Source organism: Priestia sp. D51 (genome assembly GCF_053345675.1).
On sequence record NZ_JBLTIR010000002.1, the window covers coordinates 657231 to 679186 of the forward strand.

A 21956-nucleotide genomic window follows, 5' to 3' on the forward strand; every position below is an offset into this window, starting at 1 on the left:
TTCCCCCAATCATTACGTTATTTAGTGTAATAAATGAATGTTATTCATGATTTGAGTGATCCATGTTTTCCATTTCTTCATTACTCGTTTTTTCGTCTTCTTTCATCTTGCTGTGATCATGTCCTGTACCACGTTCTAGCTCTTTGCCAGGAATGTATACATCTTTTGCATGGTCAATCCATTTTAAATGTGTACCGTTGTAAGTTTGACGACCAACAACGCCTGGGCTTAGGATTTGATCATATTTCTTTTCAGTCAATTTACCAGCTGTACCTTTTACGTCACTAACCCACTCTTTGAAGTCTTTGTCCGTTTGAGCTTGAACTTCGAACTGCATTTGAGTGAAATGTTCACCCGAGAAGTTAGCACTACGTCCCATATAAGAACCAGGCTTATCAGCTTCTAAGTATAATGGCATTGACATATTGTTCATCGAATATTTTTGTCCGCCAAGTTCTGGTACCCAGAATGAGTTCATAGGTCCTTGAGCCGTTAACTCAAATTTCACTGGCGTATCTGCTGGAATGTTTACGTAGTTAACCGTCTCGATATTTTGTTCCGGATAACTGAAAATCCATTTCCAGTTTGCAGATGTAACGTGAATCACGATTGGATCTTTATCCTTTGATTCTGCCGGTACTTCTTCTGCAGAGTAGATCGCTTTAACAGTTGGCACTGCTAATAGAATTAAGATGATGATTGGGAATGCTGTCCAAATAACCTCCATCTTTAAGTTACCTTCTTGCTCAGGTGGCTCATAGTCCATGTTTTCAGGTTTTTCACGATATTTGACAAGAACAAATATAAAAATAGCAAATACGACAACAACCACGATCAACATCATCCACATAGACCAAATGATTAAATCAGATTGCGTTTTTGCAACAGGACCTTGCGGGTTCAATACAGCAAGTTTTGAACAACCGCTCAAAAATACTAGTGAAAGCGCAGATAGTAAACCTACTAGCTTCCAAAATCCTTTTTTTGGTTTCACTTAAAACTCTCCTTTCTAACAACACATGATGCGAAGCCTATATTGATGAACATTCAAAATGCGCTATCTTTCGCTAGATAACGACATTTTTATACAGACTCTCTTCCCCCTTATTTGTAGGCCACTACTATTGTAATACAAAATGACATTTTTTTCGTCCCTTTTGCTTTATTTTTTTATATTAAAAATATTCTAATATAGTGACTGTACCAATGGGGTTAGAGTGCTTCAACCTTGCGATATTCTATCACATAATTTGGTATGAATAAATGTAAATAAAAGGATTAAGCTCCCATTTCTTAACTATTTCTTTAGGAATAACTGCAAAATTAGCTTTGCATGTTTGCTTCAACATTGATATATCAATACACATCGACATAATTGAATATTTTGTGACAAATTTTCAAAGAAAATGTGACGCCCTGTATGAAACTTATTTTGCCCGTTAATTCCCCTTTGTTTTGTAGCAAATATTTGATTTTTTTGCTTAAAATTCTTTCTTTCAAAAATATGAACAAAACGTGAATTTTTTTAAAAAGCTTTTTATTATAGAAAAAAGCTGCGTGTTATTCACGCAGCTCTTGATCCATAAATTCTTTAACCGTGATATCATCCCCTGCTTTATCTAGCAGCGTTGTCGTTGCTGGAAACGGATGTTTAATATGACTCGGTATTTTTTCATACAGCACAAAATAATCACTTTTTGGAACCGCGGCATCAATTGTATATGTATCGTGCACCAAAGCCGCCTTTACGCGCTCAATTTGTTTACTTCTATTTGTTCCTGTAAACAGCGCATATGTACCTTTATTTGTATGGATATCATCATAATCCACTAAATTGCTCATTTTGGTACTGACTTCAATACGCAGGCGTTTGTTCCATCCTTGCTTCAATACGGCCATTCCTTCTTTATCACCAGGTATGGAGAATAAGGCTATGTATGTATTAGAGTGATCAACCCGTTTAAAATCTTGCAGCGTAATCCTTGCAGAACCATCAATACTTTCTTTATGCTCCCAATTTCGCAAATGCTGCTGCACACTTGCAGCATTGTTTTCAATCGGATATCGAATCATCTCATACGCAACAATTACAACCGCTATACAAATGAACAGAAATAGCAACCGCTTTATCTTTCGCACATCTATTCACCTTCCTTAGCTTACTCCCCTTTTATGTAATTGCCTAAATTATAACTTCCTATTAAACCTCTGTCTATGCACTAGGAGAACTACGTTTTTTTTTACCACAAAAGGGATTTTTCAAACCTTTTGTCATAAAAATACGCTAAAAGACTCAGTAGCTGTTGAACCAAAAGAAACCGATCTCCACTCCCCTTCTTAATCCTTAAAGCAAAAAAAGATACCCATTTTGAAATGAGTATCGCTTAGCTTATCTATTATATCCTTCTATATCAAAGTCGTTTAAGGCTTATTTGCCGTTTTTTTATTATACACATCTTTCCGCACACATGTATCCTTTGACCTGATATCCATGTTTTTTGAGCTGCCGAATGCTTAAATTTCGGGAAATGCTGTCAGGAACAATTACGACCACTTCTTTATATGGAATTTCCTCATGCTGTCTCTCTAAATAAGGAAGCGGAATATGGATTGCTTTTTGACAGGGGTTTTGTTTCATTTCATGAAAATGACGAACATCTACATACGAAATCGTTGTAGAATCACAGTCGGCGGTCGTCACTTTCTTTATTCCCTGCACCGGCACATAGCGTTTATAAAAACTGTAACAAATTAATAAAAGTAAAATACCTATGCTCATATATAATATCGCCATGTTTTCCTCCCAATTAATTTCTATACCCCTGTATGTATACTATATTCAAAAGAAAGAATCAACACAGAAGTACTCTATCTCATTTCTCTCTGAAAGAAAAATGGTCTTTTTACACTTTATTATGAAACCACAATAAAGTGACGAAATCAATCATTATTTATTTTGATTTTTCGAAAGATTTAAATACTAGTAAACAGATCGTTTTTTCTTATTATAATGAAGAAACGCAGAATTTTTATCTTCATTTCCCCTTTTCTGTCCCGTTAAGGCTGAGGTTCGCTTATGAGTAATATAGTAGACCCAATGTTGCAAGAACGTCAGAAAAATGATTCTAAAAACGAAGGATGCGAGATAGGATAGTATGAACACGTGAAGCGAAAGACTATATTGTGATTGGCTCAGAAAAATACGAGTTAGCTTAAAAATGCAATATACACAAAAAAGGAAAGCCTCGGAGACGAAAGCTTTCCTTTTATAGATTAATCTCCGTCAAGGTTTGCACGACAATTATTATGAGACAAAGAGGTACTTTGTGCTTCATGCTGTTTTTTCTCACCCTGCATTGTCATATTTTCTTCTTCCGTGCTCCCTTTAGCAATATGTTTAGTTTTCTTTCCTTGGTTTAATGTCATGTTCATTCCCCTTTCTGGTGGATATAGTGTATGAAAATAACTCACACGCCATAAGAGGAAATGATATGAAAAAGCCCCTCTTAAATTGAGTGAGCTTTCTGCCTAAAACTGCTTTTCCTTTTATTGCTGAATCCGCATGAAAGGATATTCTCTATTTTAAACGTTCGTTTCTCGTTCCTTAGTAAGCACCAAGCTTTTACGCTCTGAGGATCAATTTTATACACAATGATAAATCGCTGTGTCAAACATCCTTTATCATCCATATAAATAATTTCAACAGGTCGTTTCGAAGAGTAGCTTTCTTGAAGTAGCCGTTCCATAGAATTCGCTCCTTTAATTTTTAGTTTACCGAACACACGTTCCTTTTTCAAGTGTTTTAAACTGAATAATTCGGTAGCTTTTACAGCTTAAAACGGAGAAAAGAGTGGGAAAAATGATAAAAATCATACAAATATTAGGTAATTGTGATATGGTAAAAGAGATTACTTAAGTTGGGAGAGGTGCATGATGGAAAGTAACATACTTAAATGGATCCCCGTTCCTTACTTTCAATTAAATCAAGAAGGTGAAATCCTGCATTTTTCTAGTCAAGCACATTCTTATTTTTCTTCAGTCTCCAGTCTGTGGAGCATTATTCATAAAGACGACCGGAAACAAGCAATGTGGATGCTGTCACAGCACTCTTCATCTAACCCCATCATCAGGCATTTGCGTTTGAGAACGAGCGATGATACATTTGTGAATTTTAAATGCACGATTCATTGGAAAAATAATGTTGGTCATTTAGTATGCACCGAAAAGAAAAATGTCAAGGATCCATTAGATGTTGTATTATCTGCTCAATCCTATTTAGAAAACTCAGACAAGCGATTAAAAGAATCGGACAAGGTGTTAAATAATGCAGCAGATTTATTATTTAATCGATTAAAACGATAACCAAATGAACATAATTTGCGCTGTATTCGGTTATTTCTCTCATTTTTAAAAGTCATTGAAAGGCTACCTATAGGGGTGGCTTTTTGTTTTGTTCTACACGTAAAATCATTCTCTTTTTGCCCGCACCATTTAGTCCAGAGTACATACACTAATAGGCATACTTTTCATATTTATTCTTTCTATATTTATGTTTTGCTCAGAAAAAAAGTCCGAATAATCAATAAATGTTTGAACATTTTTTTAAATTGGCATATATTATAAACAAACAATCATTTGAATGTTTGAATGAAGGAGGAAACTATGCCAAAAGATCGCTGTGATATTTATTGTTTTAACGAAGAAAAGGTGAATCGTATTAAGCCTTCTATCGATGTTGAAGCTGTTCAGGATATTTCTACGATGTTCAAAGCGTTGGGAGATGAAACGCGGCTGAAAATCGTATTAGCCCTTTATAAAGGTGAGGAATTATGTGTATGTGACGTAGCCAACATTGTAGGCTCTACGGTTGCTACTGCTTCTCATCACTTAAGACTGCTGCGAAATATAGGAATTGCCAATTATCGCAAAGAAGGAAAGTTAGCTTTTTATTCTTTAAGGGATGCACATATTAAACAAGTAATTGATATTATGTTTGCTAAAAAAGAAGATGTAACCATTTAAGTTTTTCTTACCGTATAGGGAGTGGGACACAATGAAACACGAAGATAAAAAACATCATCACCATACCGGAAGCTGCTGCAGCGGCCCTTCTTCATCAGAAATTGAGAACAGCCCCTGCTGCTCCTCTTCTTCAGAAGCCTCACCTACTGAAGAACCTTCTTCCTGTAGTACAAAGAGTCACGCACACAGTCACAGCTGCTGTTCAGATACAAGTGCGTTAACGACCGATAAAAGCCAGCTTTCGTGCTGCAGCGATCACGATATAGCAACAGGCAGTGATATAGAAGAAACGGCTGAATACCGCGTGTATGGAATGGATTGTCCTTCTTGTGCTGCTACGATTGAAAAAAGTTTAAAAACGTTAAACGATATTCAACACGTAGCAATCAACTACAATACAGGAAAGCTTCAAGTGGCGGCGGCAAGTGAATCAGCTCTGTCACTCATTCCAAACTCAGTGGAAAGACTGGGCTTTAGTATTGAGCCTATTCAATCAAATAAGAAAATGAAAACGTATTTGATTGAAGGAATGGACTGTGCAGCTTGTGCAAACACGATTGTGAATCATTTAAAAACAGTTCCTGCTGTCAAAGACGTACGCGTTAACTTTTCAACGGGAAAAGCACAAATTGAACATGATAATGAAGCTGATGACATTATTAAAGAAGTATCTAAAGCTGGGTATACCGCTACTTTAGTGACCAGCAGCAGGCAGCCCGCTGAATCTCGGCACCATAAAGGCAAAAATGGTCCGATTATTTTTTCAGGTATTCTCATCGCACTAGGTTTTATCGGTTCTCATACAGGAATTGCTTCTTATATGACAACTGTACTGTACGCTATTGCCATGATTGTTAGCGGATATAAGCCGGCTAAAAGTGCTTATTACGGAATCAAAAGCCGTTCTTTAGACATGAATGTTTTAATGACCGTTGCAGCACTTGGAGCAGCTGTTATTGGTGAATGGCTTGAAGGTGCTACGGTCGTCTGGCTATTTGCTTTAGGTGTAGCTCTACAAACAAGATCAATTGAACAAACAAGAAACTCGATACGAGGTTTGATGGATTTAGCTCCTTCTGAAGCATGGGTAAAGGAAAACGGGCAGCTGATTAAAAAAGCTGCGGAAGATATTTCAATTGGCAGCACGATTGTCGTAAAGCCAGGAGACCGAATTCCGCTCGATGGTGAAATTATAAACGGGGAATCCAGTATCAACCAAGCTCCTATTACAGGTGAATCTATTCCCGTTGATAAAGTAATGGGCGATGCTGTCTATGCCGGCACGATTAACGAAAGCGGATCGTTAGAAATTAAAGTAACAAAGCTAGTCGAAGATACGACCATTGCTAAAATCATTCATTTAGTGGAAGAAGCACAGGAGAAAAAAGCGCCGACTCAAGCATTTGTTGATAAATTTGCAACCATTTACACACCTATTGTCTTTATTTTAGCTTTATTCATTATGGTCATCCCTCCCCTGTTTGATGGTGCATGGAGCGAGTGGTTTTACAAAGGGCTTGAATTATTAGTTGTCGCTTGTCCATGCGCGCTAGTCATTTCGACTCCCGTCGCCATTGTATCTGCGATTGGAAACGCGGCGAAAAATGGTGTGCTCATTAAAGGCGGGACGTTTTTAGAAAAAGCCGGTGCAATCAATGCGATTGCTTTTGATAAAACAGGAACGCTAACAGAAGGCAAACCAGCCGTTTCAGAAGTTGTTTCCCTTGCTGCTGAAGAAAATCAGCTTTTAGCGATAACCAAAACGCTTGAAGATTATTCGAATCACCCTATTGCCCGCGCTATCGTGGATTATACTGCGGAGAAAAAAGTCGTTTCTTTACAAGGATCAAATTTTAAAATCCTTACGGGAAAAGGCGTGCAAGCAACAATTCAAGACACGGTTTATTACGCAGGTAATGCAAAATTATTCTCAGATTTAGGAACACCTCTAACACACTGCTGGTCTCAGATTGAAAAGCTTCAAAACGAAGGTAAAACGATTATTATTGTCGGAACAGCTAAAAGTGTTCTAGGCATTATTAGCGTAGCTGATACCATCAGACATACAACCATATCTGCTTTAGAAAGCCTTAAGCAAAACGGAATGCAGCAAATTGTGATGTTAACCGGTGATAACGAAGGGACAGCTAAAATGATTGCTTCTCAGTCTCGGGTAGACCGCTATTTCGCTGATTTGCTGCCTGAAGACAAAGTAAAGGCCATACAGCAGCTTCAACATGAAGGGTATCAAACGGCTATGGTTGGAGATGGAATTAACGATGCCCCTGCCCTTGCTACTGCTGATCTTGGCATTGCAATGGGCGGTGCTGGTACTGATACAGCCATGGAAACAGCTGATATTGTCCTGATGGCAGACAATTTAGAAAAGCTTCCTCATACAATGAAGCTAAGTCGCAAAGCGTTAGCTGTTATCAAACAAAACATTTGGTTTTCTATTATTGTTAAAGTCATTGCCTTAGCCTTTATCTTCCCAGGGTGGCTTACTCTGTGGATTGCCGTCTTAAGCGATACAGGAGCAGCGCTACTTGTTATTTTAAACAGCCTTCGCTTACTCAAAATGAAAAAATAAATGGAATCTATAAGCTTTCCAGCATGCGTTGGAAAGCTTATTTTTTAGGAGGGTTTACGTGAATAACCGCTGGAACCAATTTATTTATAAGTGCTGGGCCCCTTTTTATGATGTCTTTTTTAATAACGGGATGTTTTATCGAGCCAGAAAAAAAGTCTTTCAAGATGTCCCCTTTTCGTCTGAGCAGCGCATTTTATTTGTAGGTGTTGGAACGGGTGCCGATTTAGCTTTTATTCCTCATCAAGTAAATGTAACAGCCATCGACTATTCCAGTGAAATGCTTCAAAAAGCAAAAGATAAATACAAAAACCCGTCTATAACTTTCCACCAAATGGACGCTCAGCAGCTAACATTCGACTCTTTTTCGTTTGATGTTGTTGTAGCAAGCTTAATTCTTAGCGTAGTACCTGATGCAAAGCAAGCTTTAAAAGAAATGACCAGAGTAGTAAAGCCTAAGGGAACGATCCTGATTTTTGATAAATTTGAAACTAAAAAGAAATCCGCGGCTTTTCCTAAAAAAATATTCCGCCTCTTCGTAAAATTACTAGGAACGGATATTGGCCTCTCTTTTGAACATATGCTTGAAGCAAGCCGGGATCAGCTTATCTTGAAGGAAAATTCAAGCGTCATGTTGAAAGGTATGTATCGGAAAATTATTTTGCAGAAAGTTGATGAATGACTTCAAAGACGAATGATGTCTTTTTAACGTGATGGATGTACATATTATTTTCTATCTTTAATTGAAGAAAGGATGAACATTTTGATGATGAAATCAAAGGTCATACCAGTTGTCCTTGCAGCAGGCATGGTGTCCGGCTGTGGAAACGAAAGTAAAGAAAGTTCAGCTAGCAAACATACAGAAACAACACAACATGAAGAACATCAGCCGCACACATTAGGGGATAAACGAGAAGAAACAAAAAATAGTGACACTCTCCCTTCCTTTCTGAGTGACAAGCCCGAAGATATGCAGCTTATTTATGCAGCCGCTGCTAAGCATCAAACCTTACTAGAAAACATTCCTTGCTACTGCGGATGTGGCGAAGAAGCTAATCATCAAAACAACTACGACTGTTTTATCTTTGAAAACAAAGAAAACGGCGCAGTAATGTGGGATGATCACGGAACAAAATGCGGTGTCTGCTTAGAAATAGCGGCTCAAGCTGTAGTAGACTACAGCAAAGGCAAAAGCATCGAAGACATTCGTCAAGAAATTGATCATAAATATAAGGAAGGCTATGCCACGCCTACTCCTACGCCGGAAATATGATGCTTCAGTATAAAAATCATATAAAGACTTTGATTTCTTTATTCAAAGTCTTTTTTTGTCATTTTATTATTGGTTGATAAAATCTCGTTTGACCTCACCTTTTTAAGTCCTTGTAAAACGCCATCATGTAAAAATAACACATTTGGACGTTTATTTACTGAATCCTCAGGGAATATGCTTTCTAACACCCAAATATAACCATGAGAGGAGAAAAAATCTATGAGTAATTCTGTAGAAACAAACCATTCAGCAAAAGTTGAAGGAGCCATTAATTCTATGAGCGAGGAGAAAAAAGAGGATATTCTCTCTAGCTTCGAAGGATTTAAAAGTTATCTAGGGGACAAGGTCTCAAAAGGTGAAAAGTTAGGGATGAATGAGGAACAGCTGGCTAAAACAGCTCAGAAAGTAGCTGATTATCTCGCTAAGCATGAAGAGCCTCACAATCGAGAGGAAAACCTGCTTCACGAACTGTGGAAAGTTGGAGACAAAGAACAGCAGCATCACCTTGCCCATATGCTTGTAAGATTAGTTCAATAATAAAAAAGATGACACGCTGCCGTGTCATCTTTTTTATTTACAGATATTAAACAGCGGGAATGATAATTTGCTGCCCAATTTGCAGTTTGGTAGGATCTACGCTGGGATTTGCATCCTGCAGCTGCTGAGCAGTCATATTATACTTCTTTGCAATGCTATAGAACGTATCTCCTGCTTGTACAGTATACGTAGTGACAGGAAGAACAATCTGCTGCCCAATTTGCAGTTTGGTAGGATCTACGCCGTTATTTGCATCCTGCAGCTGCTGAACGGTGATATTATACTTCTTTGCAATGCTATAAAACGTATCTCCAGATTGAATGGTATAGAATGTAACGCTAGTAGAAGGTAAGTTTAAATACGCAGCAATTCCACGCGCGTGTGCTTCTCCCACTTCACGAAGAAACGTCGCGTTTTTTAATTTTTCAGCGTCGGCTGTTGTATCGATAAATAAGTTTTCAGTTAAAACAGCAGGCATATTTGTTTCACGCAGTACAGCATAATTAGCTGTTTTTAAACCGCGATCTGCAATCGTTCCAAATTTGCGCATGGTTGGTAAAATCTCTGCATGAAGCTCTTTTTGTAAAAGAGAAGATTGACTTCCCTCTTGTGATGGATAGCGATACGTTTCAAATCCAGTACCTCCGCCGGCATTAATGTGCATTGAAACAAATATATCTGCTCCCCATGCATTAGCTCGGTTCGCTCGATCTGATAATGAAACGAACACATCGGTTGAACGAGTTACTTGAACATCTACTAAATAGTTATGCTCTAAATACGCCCGCGCGTGTAATACAAGCTGCAGCGTAATATCTTTTTCACGCAAATTATTTCCTAAAGCGCCTGAATCTGTACCGCCGTGCCCTGCATCTAGCCATACTTTTTTCATGTGAACCTTTCCTTTCAGCCATAATATGAAAGAACTTGGGGTTAACACCGGCTTTGTCCGATGTTTTATCTCTCATTCTATATATATATGTAAGTGGACAAGAAGGGTTCGTCCTCTTAAAGGTTAGAGAACAATAACTTAAAAAACTGGATTTTACCATAAACATAAAAAATCCGAACGAATTGGATTTATCGTTCGGATCTCCCTTTAACTAACCTATGTCCACGCCTTTTAATAGAGATAAAAAGCAGGTTCGCCATCTTATCTTTTGCTATTTCTCACTAAAAGCAATTTTTAAGCCAATAAGCGTAAAGATAGAGCCTTGCACGAGATTAAGCCGCTTAGACAGCGCCGGAGATTTTCGCAAAAACTCCCCTACTTTCCCTGCAAATAGACTAATTAACGTAAAGATAATCAGCGCTTGAACTAAAAACACAGCTCCATAAACAAGCATTTGCTGTGTGGCGTGTCCGGTTGAATGATTAACAAACTGAGGTAAAAGAGCAAGAAAAAAAAGCGAAACTTTTGGATTTAGCAGGTTCATAATCACTCCTTTTTTATATAGCACCTTGTACTCAATGGCTTCTTTATTTTCAACAGCGAGAGCGGAATCTTTGGCTGTAAACGTCTTATAAGCCAGATATAATAAATAAGCTGCCCCAGCGTATTTGACAATAGCAAATGCTAAAGCTGATTGATAAATAATAGCCGACAGACCCAACGTTGCCGCTGCTATATGACCAAGCAAGCCCGTGCAAAGACCTAATGAAGTCGAAATCCCTGCATATTTACCGTTTGATATGCTTTGTGCTAAAACAAATAAGTTATCAGGACCAGGCATAACCGTAAGCAAAGCGGCTACACCTAAAAAAGAAGTGATTGATACGATATCCATAAGCCGTTCTCCCCCTGCATGATTTTGCCAACCATTATAGCATTTTTTACTATCTAGTATTCAAAAAAAGAAAATTTATCCATAAAAAAAGGATGGGACATAACTAAATCAATCTAATCTAAAGACGAATAAATTGTATACATGAGCTGAGCTGCTTGTTACACCGCTGTTGATTTCCGTGCAAGGCTTCGCTTTCCGCGGGCGGCCGCTGAGCCTCCTCGTCGCTTACGCTCCTGCGGGGTCTCACCTGTTCCGCTTTTCCCGCCGGAGTCTTCGCCTTGTCCTCCAATCAACTGCTAGAAGCAATTGAAAACATGAAATCTATCTTCAACATAACAACAAAAAACACGAACTACCAATTAAAAAATAATTAATAGTTCGCATTTGACTTTAACTGAAATACTTTTGTCCCAGCCTCATTTTTACTACTTATTTAATTTGTTTTTCTATAACTTGCTCTTTAGCCGAGGCAGTCTGTGCTTCCGCTTCTTTCATTTCATTATTAACATGAATTGCTTCTTTTAAATACTCTGTTTTGTACCCGCTTTTAAGTGCCCAAGCATAAAAGAAAAGTGCAACAATTGCAATAAGTCCCATATCCCAGCCGTATTTAATAATATTGAGTCCCCCGAATTTTTCACTTCCTATCCAGGAAATTGTCATCATACATAATAAGTAGACAATCATCCAAACGCCAGCTCGGAAGTTTTGACCAAAGCCTTTCCATTTTGATTTTGCTTGGTAATAAAAATAAATTGGCAAACCAATTAAAATAATAAATAATACCTGTCCAGTTAACGGCCATCTCGCCCAGTAAAGAGTAAGTGAAGCAAAAATAAAGCCAAGAGGCGCTATTACATTTAACCCTTTTATACGTAAAGGTCTATAAAGATCGGTCCCCGTTTTTCTTAACGTCATAGCTGTGATAGGACCAGTAAGATATGAAATTAACGTAGCTACAGAAATAATTTCGGCTAAAATTCCCCAGCCTCTAAATAAAAATAAAAAGATGAATGAGACAAATAGATTAAAAAACATGGCTTGACGAGGAACGCCGTAAAGCGGATGAACTCGTCCTAGTATATTCGGCAAGTATTTATTTTTTTCCATACCATAAATCATGCGTGACGTGGTAGCTGTATACGTAATACCTGTTCCTGATGGCGATACAAACGCATCTGCATATAAAACAATAACAAGCCAGTTAATATTTAGTGCAATCGCTAAATCGGCAAACGGCGAATTAAAGTTCAGATGACTCCATCCTTTTACGATTTCTGAAGGATTTACCGCTCCAATAAACGCAATTTGAAGCAATACATAGATCACGGTTGCAATCAAAATGGATCCTACCACGGCAATTGGAATAGAGCGTCCCGGATTTTTCGCTTCTCCCGCCATGTTAATAGGGCTTTGAAAACCGTTAAAAGCAAACACAATCCCAGACGTAGCAACAGCTGTCAACACGCTTGCCCATCCATTTGGAGCAACGCCTCCTGCAGAGGAAAAGTTTCCGCCGTGAAATCCTGCAAATAAAAGAGCACCAATTGTAAGCCCTGGAATCACAATTTTAAAAACGGTAATAAGTGAATTAGCTTTCGAAAATAAGCCTACCGTCCAATAATTTAAAAGAAAATAAATGATTAATAGCCCTGTAGCAATAGCCAAGCCTTTTCCAGTAAGAATCCCGTTTTCTACTAAACTCCCTGTCCATTTCGCCCACTCCCACGGCCATGAACTCATGTACTGAACAGAGGCAACCGCTTCAACAGGAATAACGGATACAATGGCAATCCAGTTTGCCCAAGCCGCAATAAAGCCAAGAAATGAGCCGTGCGAGTACTGCGTATACTTAACCATACCTCCTGCTTCTGGAAACATCGATCCTAGTTCACTGTAAGAAAGAGCTATAAATAAAATAACAACCATTCCAATAATCCAAGAAGCAATTGCTGCAGGGCCTGCAATTTGAGCAGCTCTCCATGCCCCAAACAGCCATCCTGATCCAATAATAGATCCAAGGCCGACCATCATGAGAGAAAACGTTCCCATTTTTCTATGTAAGTTATTCATGTATCTAACACCTTTCTTCTATATATTCTGAGAAGTGAGTTATTAAGCGCTTTCATTAAATTTAAAAAATAAAATTCATTTTGATCTCTAAAAATGCTGCTTAAAAGTACTAACCAAAAGCTTTTACATTCATTCACCCGTCCCCCTTCTTCATTTATTATTTGCTATTATATCATCATCAAGTTAAAAAAGTACGCGTTTTGAATAAAAAATATTTTTATTTTTAGAATTTTGTGCGTTTTACCAATTAAAAGTACGCGTTTTGAACACTAACATTTATAAAAACAGCCTTTTCATTAAAGTGATATACAAACGATTTTGCTGCAATAACCAGAAAAAAAGCAGGGTAAAATGAAGCGCTCATTTTACCCTGCTTTTTTAAATTATTTTACAACAGCTAACACTGTTTCTTTGAAGCTGTTATAAACATACGACCAAAGAGCCGGTTCTTCTTTATATCTTGTTCGTAACGCAGAAAAGACTTCTTTTTGCTTTTCTTCAAACGAAGGATCTTCTTTTGAAGGAAGTTCGGCGCGAAGCTCATCCACGATCTGCTGAACTTCAGGAGCACGAGGACCCCATTTACCTAGTAAATTTCCTTCATTATTAAAAATTAAAATAATCGGAATAGCACGGCCGCCGTTTGTTAAGTGACGATCAATTAATTCGGTGTCCGCATCGCGCAGTGCAACACGCACATCGATACCGGCAGCTTCAGCTACTTTACGAATGATTGGGTTAATCATCATCGCATCTCCGCACCAATCTTCAGTAATTGCTAAGAAGTGAAGCTTGTGAGCTTTTAATTTGTCAGCCAGTCCATCTTTAGGAAGCTGAAATTGTTCATAAACAGCTAAACTTTCCTCTTTTAATGTACTCATGTCGTTCATATATATTTGAATTGATTTTCCTTCTTCAAAATACTGCTGTTCTGTTTTCATCAAGATCCCTCTTTCTTTTTTGTATACGAATAGATGAGATATCCAATCTCGTTTTCGTCTTTTCTATACGCACTACTAGTATAGCTTTTAAGCACCATGAATCAAAATATAAAAGTCTGCGTGCTCATTTTGATCATGTTTTTTTATTCTGCGACGGAATTCATAAAACTTCAATTTAAAAACAGCACATTGAGATGTTATAAAAAAAGAGAATGGGGTACATGTACACTATCAATGTAACAAATTTTAAATCTTTGTGAATATTTGAGAATGTTTATTGTGTAACCGTCATCTTTTGATTATGATAATGATATGTTAGCTACTTGACTAAATATGGAGGATGAGGCGAATATGAATCAATCCCCGCATGAAAAGCGAAAAAAACGCAAACAGTTTGTAGAACGTTTAAGACTAAAAGGAATCAAAATAGAGCTGACAAAACCGCGCTCTCACTTTTCTTCACTATCCTTACTAAAATCATAACTCGTAGCCACCTTTTTCTAAAGCGGAACGGTATCGAATTTCAACTATCTATGCTAATGCTTACATATCATTTCAAAAGGAACAGCTTCTAAATGCTGTTCTTTTTTGATGTTTCTTTATATTTCTGCTCTGTCAAAAAAATTATAAACCTTTTTCTTTATTTTTCCCTTTTTTCTACCTAGGGCTTTCCGCTCCCTTCCATATGGTATTCTCAAAATATATAGTTCTATAAATACCTTAAATTACCACTATATTCAAGGTATATATAATATAAGTATATATTGTAAATTTATAACTCTTACTATATAATCTTGTAGAAAACGTAAAAAAAAGGAGAAAATTGATGAAAAAACTGGGGACAATTTTATTATCATTTCTGCTGTTTGTTGGCGTATTTCCAACGTCTTCATTCGCAGCCGCGTCAACATTTGACGCAGACTTCAACAAATATTTAAAATCGGTAAGCCAAACGCGAGGTTTTGAAGTAACCAAAGACGACGTTGAATATTCACTTTCACTGTATGACGATAGTCTTGAAAACTACGATACAATCGCAGATTTAGAAGATTTTTTAGGTGAACCGATTGCAGCTGACTTACATAATGTGCAAGATTTGTATGCAGATTTTGACTTAGACAAAACAAGCTTAAATGCGTTATTAAAAGAGAACGGCCAAAGCTTAGACGACTATGTGTACCTAGATGATTTATACGATGATGTCGGCTTCTATCTAGAAGGCGATGACTGGTATGAAGATGATGAGTCATATGACGAAGAAGACACTTCTTACGATGATGAATTAAGTGAAGAAGATTTAAGCGGCTTACTATCATTTATGCAGTCTGAATTAGGCTTAACTTCAGAAGAGTTAAATCGAATTGAAGCACATTTTACATCGTTAGAAGATGAGCTTTCAAATGAAGCAACGCTTAACCGCTTAGATCAATTAGGCGAGCGCTTAGCGGCATTCGAAGATTTTGATACAGCAACAGAATTATCTGCTGATCAAATCGCTGAATTAATGTCTATTTATAAAGAAATGCTATCAATCTTCCATTTAGACGCTAAATTTTCACTTGTACAAGGCGGAAATGAAAGACCGCTTTCTCTTACTGATTTAATCAACTTAGAAGAATTAAAAAATGCAAGTCTAAAAATTTCTCTTTATACAACAGACGGTGAATTTTTAGCAGACATGGTGATCACAGGCGATATGTTTAATTCTGATATCATCACAGATACAGGAAAAGAAGTAGAAAAATCTGCTGAAGCTGTAGCAAAACCAGCTCAAGCGCAAAAACCAGCAGTAGAAAAGAAACAAGAACCGGAGAAGCAACAAACGAATAGCGCTGTACAAAAAACCGTTAAAGGCGGAAAACTTCCGGAAACGGCTTCTAATTATGTAACAAATACATTAATTGGATTAGTGCTTGTAGCCGCTGGCTTTGTTCTTTTCCGCAAAGTGAGACGCGCATAAAATGGAACCAAGAAAAACAAGAAGAACAATCAATCGTAAAAAGCGGTTGATTGTTCTTTCCCTTTTAGCCGCTGTCATCTGCTTTGGTCTTTGGTTTACAACAACAAACGCCTATAAATTTGCAAGAGGCTATTTGGCATTTAAAACAATGGATACAGAAGAACCAGCCGCAGCTTCAGTTTCTAAAAGCAAGGACTCATCAACAGCAGACTCTTCTGCTGAAGCTTCTTCTGTTGAACCAAAAAAAGCGGTACACTCTCGTACTGCTAGCTCAGAAAAAAAGCCGAAAGTGTCAAATGTGTCTTATCCGAAACAGCCAAAAATCGGTGATTTAATGGGAGAACTATATATTCCTAAATTAAATGCGAAGCTGCCAATTTATCACGGTACGAACGAAGATGAATTAGAAAAAGGCGTCGGTCATTTTGCGGGAAGCGTGCTGCCTGGTCAAAACGACAATTCTGTTCTATCAGGACATCGCGATACGGTTTTTCGTAAGCTTGGCGACGTGGGTGAAGGCGATTCGCTTGTGGTAAGTACAGCAGCAGGCACCTTCACATACAAAGTAAACAAAGTACGAATTGTGGATGCGGATGACCGGACCGTTATTGTGCCAAAACCTAGAGCCACTTTAACCGTCAGCACCTGTTATCCATTTAACTACGTTGGTTCAGCACCTGAACGCTATATTTTAGTCGCTCACCTTGTTGCATCAACTACAAAATAAAAAAGCTGCCCTTAAAGAGGCAGCTTTTTTTAATGAATAGATTTCATTAGTAAATCAAACCATATTTTCAACGAAGTCGCCGTAATAACGACTGCTAAGATCACTTGCAGCGACGCTACCTTCGTCTTTTGCCCGACAAAAGCGCCAATCGGAGCTGCTAGTAAGCTTGCTCCAATAATCATAAGCGCCGGAAGCAAAAGGACTTGATGTGTCATTACTTTACCGAATGTTGTTCCCATAGACGAAATAAACGTCACGGCTAATGAGCTTGCAATCGTTACGCGCACAGGAATTTTTAACACGGTAATCATAATAGGAACAAGTAAAAATGCGCCTCCTGCTCCGACAATCCCCCCGCAAATTCCAACTAAAAACGCCAGGGCTGCTGCCAAAGGTTTTGAAAACGTCACTTCGAATGAATCGGCCGCTGGATTATTTTTTTTGGGCATAAACATTAATCCTGCAGCAATTGTTGCCATCACGCCGTAAATGAAATTGATCATTCCTTCTGAAAACGAGTTTGATAGCGTTGAACCAATGAGACTACCAACTAAGACACTGACGCCCATATATAAAATTAACGGTTTATTCAAATAGCCGCCCTTTTTATAAGCAAGAGCTCCTGAAACGGAGGCAAACAGCGACTGCACAGCTCCTATACCAGCTACTTCGTGCGCGCTGAATATTCCCACTCCTACAAGAGGCGGAACAAATAGCAACAGCGGGTACAAAACAACTGACCCTCCAATTCCAAGCATACCTGCTAAAAATGACCCGAAAAACCCGAGTGCAAATACCGTTATTAATAGTTGTACATCCATGTTTTTACCACCTGCTTTTATCAATCCAATATCATGTTTGTTAGAAAGTATGTATACATACAACGCCTTATCTCTTCTTCCATTGTATCACTGTATATGCTTCTTTTCTGTAAAAATATTGATAAAAGTGCTTTCAATTATTAATTTTTTTAATCATTAAAATCCTATCGACTTTATGCGTTATTTACGTTTAGCTCAAACTTCCTCGTTCTCGGCTCTGCTACTTGTGGTAGAATAAAGAAAAACTAGATGTTAGAACTGCCTACACGCTACGCTTATCTCAGCAGGCCCATCATCACAGGAGGCTTTCGTATGTTTGAATACAAAATTGATGACGAAGTTAGTTTGCATTTAATTGAATCAACTGACGCTTTCCCCTTGCTTTCTCTTATTAACGAGTCAAGACCTTACCTAAAAGAATGGCTCCCATGGGTAGATAGCATGCAAAGTATTGCTGACTATGATGAACTCATCCCTGAATGGAGAGCTCAATACTATAATAACCAAGGGTTCCAGGCGATCATTCGGTACTACGGAGAAATCGCCGGAATGATTGGTTTCCACGGAATTAATTGGGGAAATAAAAGTACAAGTCTCGGCTATTGGATTGGACATGATTTCCAAGGAAAAGGCATTATGACAAGAGCCGTACACGGATGCCTGAATTATGCATTTAATACGTTAAACCTTCATCGAGTCGAAATACGCTGCGGCATTAATAATGAAAAAAGCAAAGCCATCCCTACGCGTCTAGGTTTTACGGAAGAAGGCATTTGCAGAGAAGGTGAATATCTATATGACCACTACCACGATCTTGTAATTTATGGCATGTTAAAACACGAGTGGAAGCAAGCTCCTTATGCTCCGTGGCTTCTTTCTTAAAAAGCAGGATCATTTGTACAAGCTATCGTTTAAATAGGGTATAGTAAAAAGATTAAAAGAAGCTGGGACAACAATATGTGAGTTGAAGAGAAATCCGAACGAGGTTGATTCTTAATGAAGAATCAACCTCGTTCGGATTTTTTATTGTGATGCTGAACACAGGTTTCATTCAATGCAGGTGATACCAGCTGTTGATTGGAGGGCAAGACGAAGACTCCTGCGGGAAAAGCGGAATAGATGAGACCCCGCAGGAGAGAAGCGACGAGGAGGCTCATCGGCCGCCCGCGGAAAGCGAAGTCTTGTACGGAAATCAACAGCGGTGTAACAAGCGGTTCAGCTCATGTATCCAATTTGTTCGCCTTTTGATTGGAGCGATTTCGTTATGTTTCAACCTATTTTTTAATTAAAATATTGAAGCTGTTCGCGGCGAAGCTTATCTTTTTGTTTGTCCGAAATTGAGTAGTCGTAGTTATAAATAGCTCCTTCCCAATCTCCATACATTGGATTTGGAAACACAATTAGCTTTTGACCAAATGCTTCTTTTTGTTCTTCTACAAGCTTATTTCGATCGTTCATCGACTTTTTATCAAAGCCGCTAAAATCAGATAAGTTATCACCAAACAGCAGGACTACATTATGATTCTTCGCTACTTTTTGACGGCGCGTTTCTTTTCCTTCGTCTTTTGGACCCGTCAACAGCACATGGTCTTTGGTTGCTTGAGGAATATGTAAATTCTTTAGGTTTTTAATTGTTGCCTCAAGCTGAGAAGTTGTACGGCCTGAAATGTAGTAAATATCTACACCTTTTTGATCTGCATACGTCAAGAAATCGACAGCACCTGGCACTGCTTTCGCTTTTGCTGCTTGCACCCATTCATCCCACTTATAAGGGAATCCTTTACCCGTTTTGATGGCTGAAGCTTGAAATGGGCTATTATCAAGCACGGTTTCATCTAAATCCAAAATAATGGCAGGCTTTTTATCGGTACTTTTTGCAAGCGTCTTATCTAAACGAAGCTTCCCTGTATTATAGCCTTGGTAATACAAAGCTTTCATTTCGCCGGATGTCTGGTACCAAGCGTCCGCCATAATTTGCTGATCAGCTAGATTTTGAACGGGTTCTTTTTTCTCAGCAGAAACCTCTTTTTCCTGCTGAGGGGCACATGCTGTAAGCGAAAAAGCAAGTACAGCCACCCCTGTCAACGCTGATAATTTCTTATTCATTTTGCATCCACTTCCATCTCTACATATTTTCATGCTAATAATGTTATATATTACCTCAATCAAACAAAAAATCAACACAAATACGAATAATATTTTAATTAATAATTAAAATAGTTCGTTTTAACTGATATTAATTCCCTTTTTTTACCATTATCCAAATATTTGTTTATACATTTTCCAAAATCCGTTTTTCTCATTCTTTCTTTTTAATCTTTTTTTAGAAACATATCGGCTTATCACTCATTTGCTCCAGAAGAACTCAATAAATCTGAATTATCTAACTTTTTATCTTGTGTTAGATTCTCTCACAAAAGTGCTTTTTTTTGAAAAGATATATAGTAAAATAGATTTTGTGAATTAAAAGACGGTGTTTTCTATCGAAAGTATTGTATAAATATACAAAAGGGGATGGAGATATGAATCACGTAAAACAATGGGGATGGATTACCTTTGGCTGCTTATGCGTTGCCATCGGAATTCAATTTTTAACCGCTTCTAACCTCGTTATTGGCGGAACGGCAGGACTTGGCATTGTGCTGCAGCATTTAACCGGTATTTCATTTGGGGTATTGTTCTTTATCATCAATCTACCGTTTTATTTTATGGCTCTTACACAAATTGGACTGCAGTTTACGATAAAAAGCTTCATCAGTGTTAGCTTGATGTCAGTGATGTCCGATTTATTAGCTGCCAACTTTTCATTTGCACTTCCGCATCCGCTTGTAGCCGCGGTTATGGGCGGCATTATCGTCGGCATTGGACTAATCTTTTTGTTTCGTCACGGCTCTTCTCTTGGCGGAATCAACATGCTATGCGTGTTTCTTGATAAGAGGTTTGGCATTAATCCAGGTAAAACAATGCTTTTGACAGATGTGCTGATTGTAGGCTCTGCAACAGTGGTATTCGGCGTAGTTCAAGTTCTTTATTCATTAATCGGTATCTTCATCATGACAGGACTGCTTGGACGCTATCACAAACGCTCGCCAATCGAACGAACTGGTGAACATATCGAAGAAGAAGCCAAGCAACAAACGGCTTCAACTATGTAAAAAAACCGTGCGGAAATGATCCCGCACGGTTTTTTTACGCTTATTCTGCTACTTTTACAAGCTGTTTTCCTAAGTTTGCTCCTTCGAATAACCCAAGGAACGCTTCAGGTACATTTTCAAAACCTTCTACAACGTTTTCGCTGTACTTGATTTTCCCTTGCTGCACCCATTCGCCTAACTGCTTAATGCCTTCAGGGAATTTGTCAGCATAGTCGGCTACGATAAACCCTTTCATTAGCGCACTGTTAATTAATAAAGGTGTTTGAACACGTGGTCCAACATCTTGTTTTTCTAAGTTATACAGTGAAATTTGGCCGCAAAGTGGAATGCGCGCAAATTTATTTAATAAGCTAACAACTGCATCTGAAATCTCTCCGCCGACGTTTTCAAAGTAAACATCAACTCCATTAGGACACGCTTCTTTCAATGCTTCTTTCACATTTCCTTTTTTGTAATTAATCACTTCATCAAATCCGAGCTCATCTTTTAAATAAGCAATTTTATCTTCAGAACCTGCGATGCCGACAACACGTGCGCCTTTAATTTTAGCGATTTGACCAACAACAGATCCAACAGCACCTGCTGCACCGGAAACGACTACTGTTTCGCCTTCTTTTGGCTGACCGATTTCAAGCAGTCCAAAGTAAGCTGTGAGACCAGGCATACCAAGAACGCCGATAGCCGTTGTAATTGGCGCTAGCTCTGGATCAACTTTCTGCAAGCTTTTTGCTTCTGCGGCTGAATAGCGTTTCCAAGGAAGCATACCTGTCACGATATCGCCTTCTTTAAAGCGATCTGATTTTGATTCCGTTACGCGTGCTACAATGCCGCCTGCAAGCGGTGCGTTTAGCTCAAATGGAGGAACATATGATTTTGTATCGTTCATGCGTCCTCTCATATACGGATCAACAGAAAGGTAAAGTGTTTGAACAAGTACCTCGCCTTCTTTCGCTGTAGGCATTTCAATTTTTTCGTATTTAAACGTATCTTTTGTTGGCATTCCCTTTGGGCGTTCTGCTAATAAAATTTGTTCATTCATCGATATCGCTCCTTTTTATTTCTCTGTTTTTTGT

At 38.2% G+C, this 21956-nt stretch carries 25 protein-coding genes; 12 read left to right on the plus strand and 13 right to left on the minus strand.

The features are described from left to right. Positions 1-40: 40 nt before the first annotated feature. From qoxA to ACNHOZ_RS10055, 5 genes are all read right to left on the minus strand, one after another. Positions 41-994, minus strand: a complete 954-nt coding sequence (gene qoxA, locus ACNHOZ_RS10035) for a cytochrome aa3 quinol oxidase subunit II (RefSeq protein ID WP_013057827.1) — start codon at positions 992-994, stop codon at positions 41-43. Positions 995-1560: 566 nt separating this feature from the next. After that, positions 1561-2139, minus strand: coding sequence for a hypothetical protein (locus tag ACNHOZ_RS10040; protein WP_013057828.1), 579 nt, complete (start codon positions 2137-2139; stop codon positions 1561-1563). Positions 2140-2446: 307 nt separating this feature from the next. Then, positions 2447-2794, minus strand: a complete 348-nt coding sequence (locus ACNHOZ_RS10045; protein WP_048018947.1) for a rhodanese sulfurtransferase — start codon at positions 2792-2794, stop codon at positions 2447-2449. Positions 2795-3273: 479 nt separating this feature from the next. Further along, positions 3274-3426 carry a hypothetical protein gene (locus ACNHOZ_RS10050; RefSeq protein WP_168761006.1) on the minus strand — a complete coding sequence of 51 codons (153 nt, stop codon included), beginning with the start codon at positions 3424-3426 and terminating at the stop codon, positions 3274-3276. A gap of 80 nt (positions 3427-3506) precedes the next feature. Then, a complete protein-coding gene (locus ACNHOZ_RS10055) occupies positions 3507-3746 on the minus strand; it encodes a hypothetical protein (RefSeq protein ID WP_033580560.1) in 240 nt (79 codons plus the stop codon). A 187-nt stretch (positions 3747-3933) separates the two neighbouring features. Here ACNHOZ_RS10055 and ACNHOZ_RS10060 point away from each other — a divergent pair, with 187 nt between their 5' ends. The 6 genes from ACNHOZ_RS10060 to ACNHOZ_RS10085 all read left to right on the plus strand — a co-directional run bounded on the left by ACNHOZ_RS10060 (position 3934) and on the right by ACNHOZ_RS10085 (position 9419). Further along, a complete protein-coding gene (locus ACNHOZ_RS10060) occupies positions 3934-4362 on the plus strand; it encodes a PAS domain-containing protein (RefSeq protein WP_230624700.1) in 429 nt (142 codons plus the stop codon). Positions 4363-4662: 300 nt separating this feature from the next. Then, on the plus strand, positions 4663-5022 hold the full coding sequence (locus ACNHOZ_RS10065; RefSeq protein ID WP_028414427.1) for an ArsR/SmtB family transcription factor: 360 nt from the start codon (positions 4663-4665) through the stop codon (positions 5020-5022). A 31-nt stretch (positions 5023-5053) separates the two neighbouring features. Continuing rightward, positions 5054-7612: a heavy metal translocating P-type ATPase gene (locus ACNHOZ_RS10070; protein WP_447697111.1), complete on the plus strand. Its 2559-nt coding sequence runs from the start codon at positions 5054-5056 to the stop codon at positions 7610-7612. A 58-nt stretch (positions 7613-7670) separates the two neighbouring features. Then, positions 7671-8291, plus strand: coding sequence for a class I SAM-dependent methyltransferase (locus ACNHOZ_RS10075; protein WP_028414429.1), 621 nt, complete (start codon positions 7671-7673; stop codon positions 8289-8291). 84 nt (positions 8292-8375) lie between these two features. Then, positions 8376-8882 (plus strand): PCYCGC motif-containing (lipo)protein, encoded by a 507-nt coding sequence (locus ACNHOZ_RS10080; RefSeq protein WP_080968589.1) that lies wholly within the window; start codon positions 8376-8378, stop codon positions 8880-8882. A 219-nt stretch (positions 8883-9101) separates the two neighbouring features. Further along, positions 9102-9419: a DUF3243 domain-containing protein gene (locus tag ACNHOZ_RS10085; protein ID WP_328242870.1), complete on the plus strand. Its 318-nt coding sequence runs from the start codon at positions 9102-9104 to the stop codon at positions 9417-9419. A 46-nt stretch (positions 9420-9465) separates the two neighbouring features. Here the strand turns inward: ACNHOZ_RS10085 and ACNHOZ_RS10090 are convergent, their stop codons facing one another. The 5 genes from ACNHOZ_RS10090 to ACNHOZ_RS10110 form a co-directional block, all read right to left on the minus strand. Further along, positions 9466-10311, minus strand: a complete 846-nt coding sequence (locus ACNHOZ_RS10090; RefSeq protein ID WP_048018945.1) for an N-acetylmuramoyl-L-alanine amidase — start codon at positions 10309-10311, stop codon at positions 9466-9468. 271 nt (positions 10312-10582) lie between these two features. After that, entirely contained in the window at positions 10583-11206 is a 624-nt protein-coding gene (locus tag ACNHOZ_RS10095; protein ID WP_033580556.1) for a LysE family translocator, read from the minus strand. 158 nt (positions 11207-11364) lie between these two features. Next, positions 11365-11499: a hypothetical protein gene (locus ACNHOZ_RS10100; protein ID WP_255901545.1), complete on the minus strand. Its 135-nt coding sequence runs from the start codon at positions 11497-11499 to the stop codon at positions 11365-11367. A 136-nt stretch (positions 11500-11635) separates the two neighbouring features. Beyond that, positions 11636-13279, minus strand: coding sequence for an APC family permease (locus ACNHOZ_RS10105; protein WP_047750503.1), 1644 nt, complete (start codon positions 13277-13279; stop codon positions 11636-11638). Between the two features lie 383 nt (positions 13280-13662). Beyond that, the gene (locus ACNHOZ_RS10110; RefSeq protein WP_048018944.1) at positions 13663-14220 is read right to left on the minus strand and encodes a thioredoxin family protein; all 558 of its coding nucleotides are present in this window, start codon (positions 14218-14220) and stop codon (positions 13663-13665) included. Between the two features lie 351 nt (positions 14221-14571). Between ACNHOZ_RS10110 and ACNHOZ_RS10115 the strand changes: the two genes are divergently transcribed. From ACNHOZ_RS10115 to ACNHOZ_RS10125, 3 genes are all read left to right on the plus strand, one after another. Further along, complete coding sequence (locus ACNHOZ_RS10115; protein ID WP_013057845.1) at positions 14572-14703, plus strand: hypothetical protein; 132 nt, start codon at positions 14572-14574, stop codon at positions 14701-14703. A 343-nt stretch (positions 14704-15046) separates the two neighbouring features. After that, positions 15047-16180, plus strand: coding sequence for a processed acidic surface protein (locus ACNHOZ_RS10120; RefSeq protein WP_048018943.1), 1134 nt, complete (start codon positions 15047-15049; stop codon positions 16178-16180). Position 16181: 1 nt separating this feature from the next. Next, positions 16182-16907, plus strand: coding sequence for a class D sortase (locus ACNHOZ_RS10125; protein WP_028414436.1), 726 nt, complete (start codon positions 16182-16184; stop codon positions 16905-16907). 29 nt (positions 16908-16936) lie between these two features. Here ACNHOZ_RS10125 and ACNHOZ_RS10130 read toward each other — a convergent pair whose 3' ends face one another. After that, positions 16937-17728: a sulfite exporter TauE/SafE family protein gene (locus ACNHOZ_RS10130; RefSeq protein ID WP_033580552.1), complete on the minus strand. Its 792-nt coding sequence runs from the start codon at positions 17726-17728 to the stop codon at positions 16937-16939. Positions 17729-18040: 312 nt separating this feature from the next. Here ACNHOZ_RS10130 and ACNHOZ_RS10135 point away from each other — a divergent pair, with 312 nt between their 5' ends. Further along, complete coding sequence (locus tag ACNHOZ_RS10135; protein WP_034270344.1) at positions 18041-18610, plus strand: GNAT family N-acetyltransferase; 570 nt, start codon at positions 18041-18043, stop codon at positions 18608-18610. A 191-nt stretch (positions 18611-18801) separates the two neighbouring features. Then, a complete protein-coding gene (locus tag ACNHOZ_RS10140) occupies positions 18802-19017 on the plus strand; it encodes a hypothetical protein (RefSeq protein WP_165573214.1) in 216 nt (71 codons plus the stop codon). Here ACNHOZ_RS10140 and ACNHOZ_RS10145 read toward each other — a convergent pair. After that, on the minus strand, positions 19010-19834 hold the full coding sequence (locus ACNHOZ_RS10145; RefSeq protein ID WP_048018942.1) for a 5'-nucleotidase, lipoprotein e(P4) family: 825 nt from the start codon (positions 19832-19834) through the stop codon (positions 19010-19012). The two genes, ACNHOZ_RS10140 and ACNHOZ_RS10145, sit on opposite strands and share 8 nt — an antisense overlap. Positions 19835-20250: 416 nt before the next feature. Between ACNHOZ_RS10145 and ACNHOZ_RS10150 the strand changes: the two genes are divergently transcribed. After that, positions 20251-20883 carry a YitT family protein gene (locus tag ACNHOZ_RS10150; protein ID WP_028414439.1) on the plus strand — a complete coding sequence of 211 codons (633 nt, stop codon included), beginning with the start codon at positions 20251-20253 and terminating at the stop codon, positions 20881-20883. A gap of 40 nt (positions 20884-20923) precedes the next feature. Here ACNHOZ_RS10150 and ACNHOZ_RS10155 read toward each other — a convergent pair whose 3' ends face one another. Further along, positions 20924-21922, minus strand: a complete 999-nt coding sequence (locus ACNHOZ_RS10155; protein ID WP_048018941.1) for an NADP-dependent oxidoreductase — start codon at positions 21920-21922, stop codon at positions 20924-20926. Positions 21923-21956 lie beyond the last annotated feature (34 nt).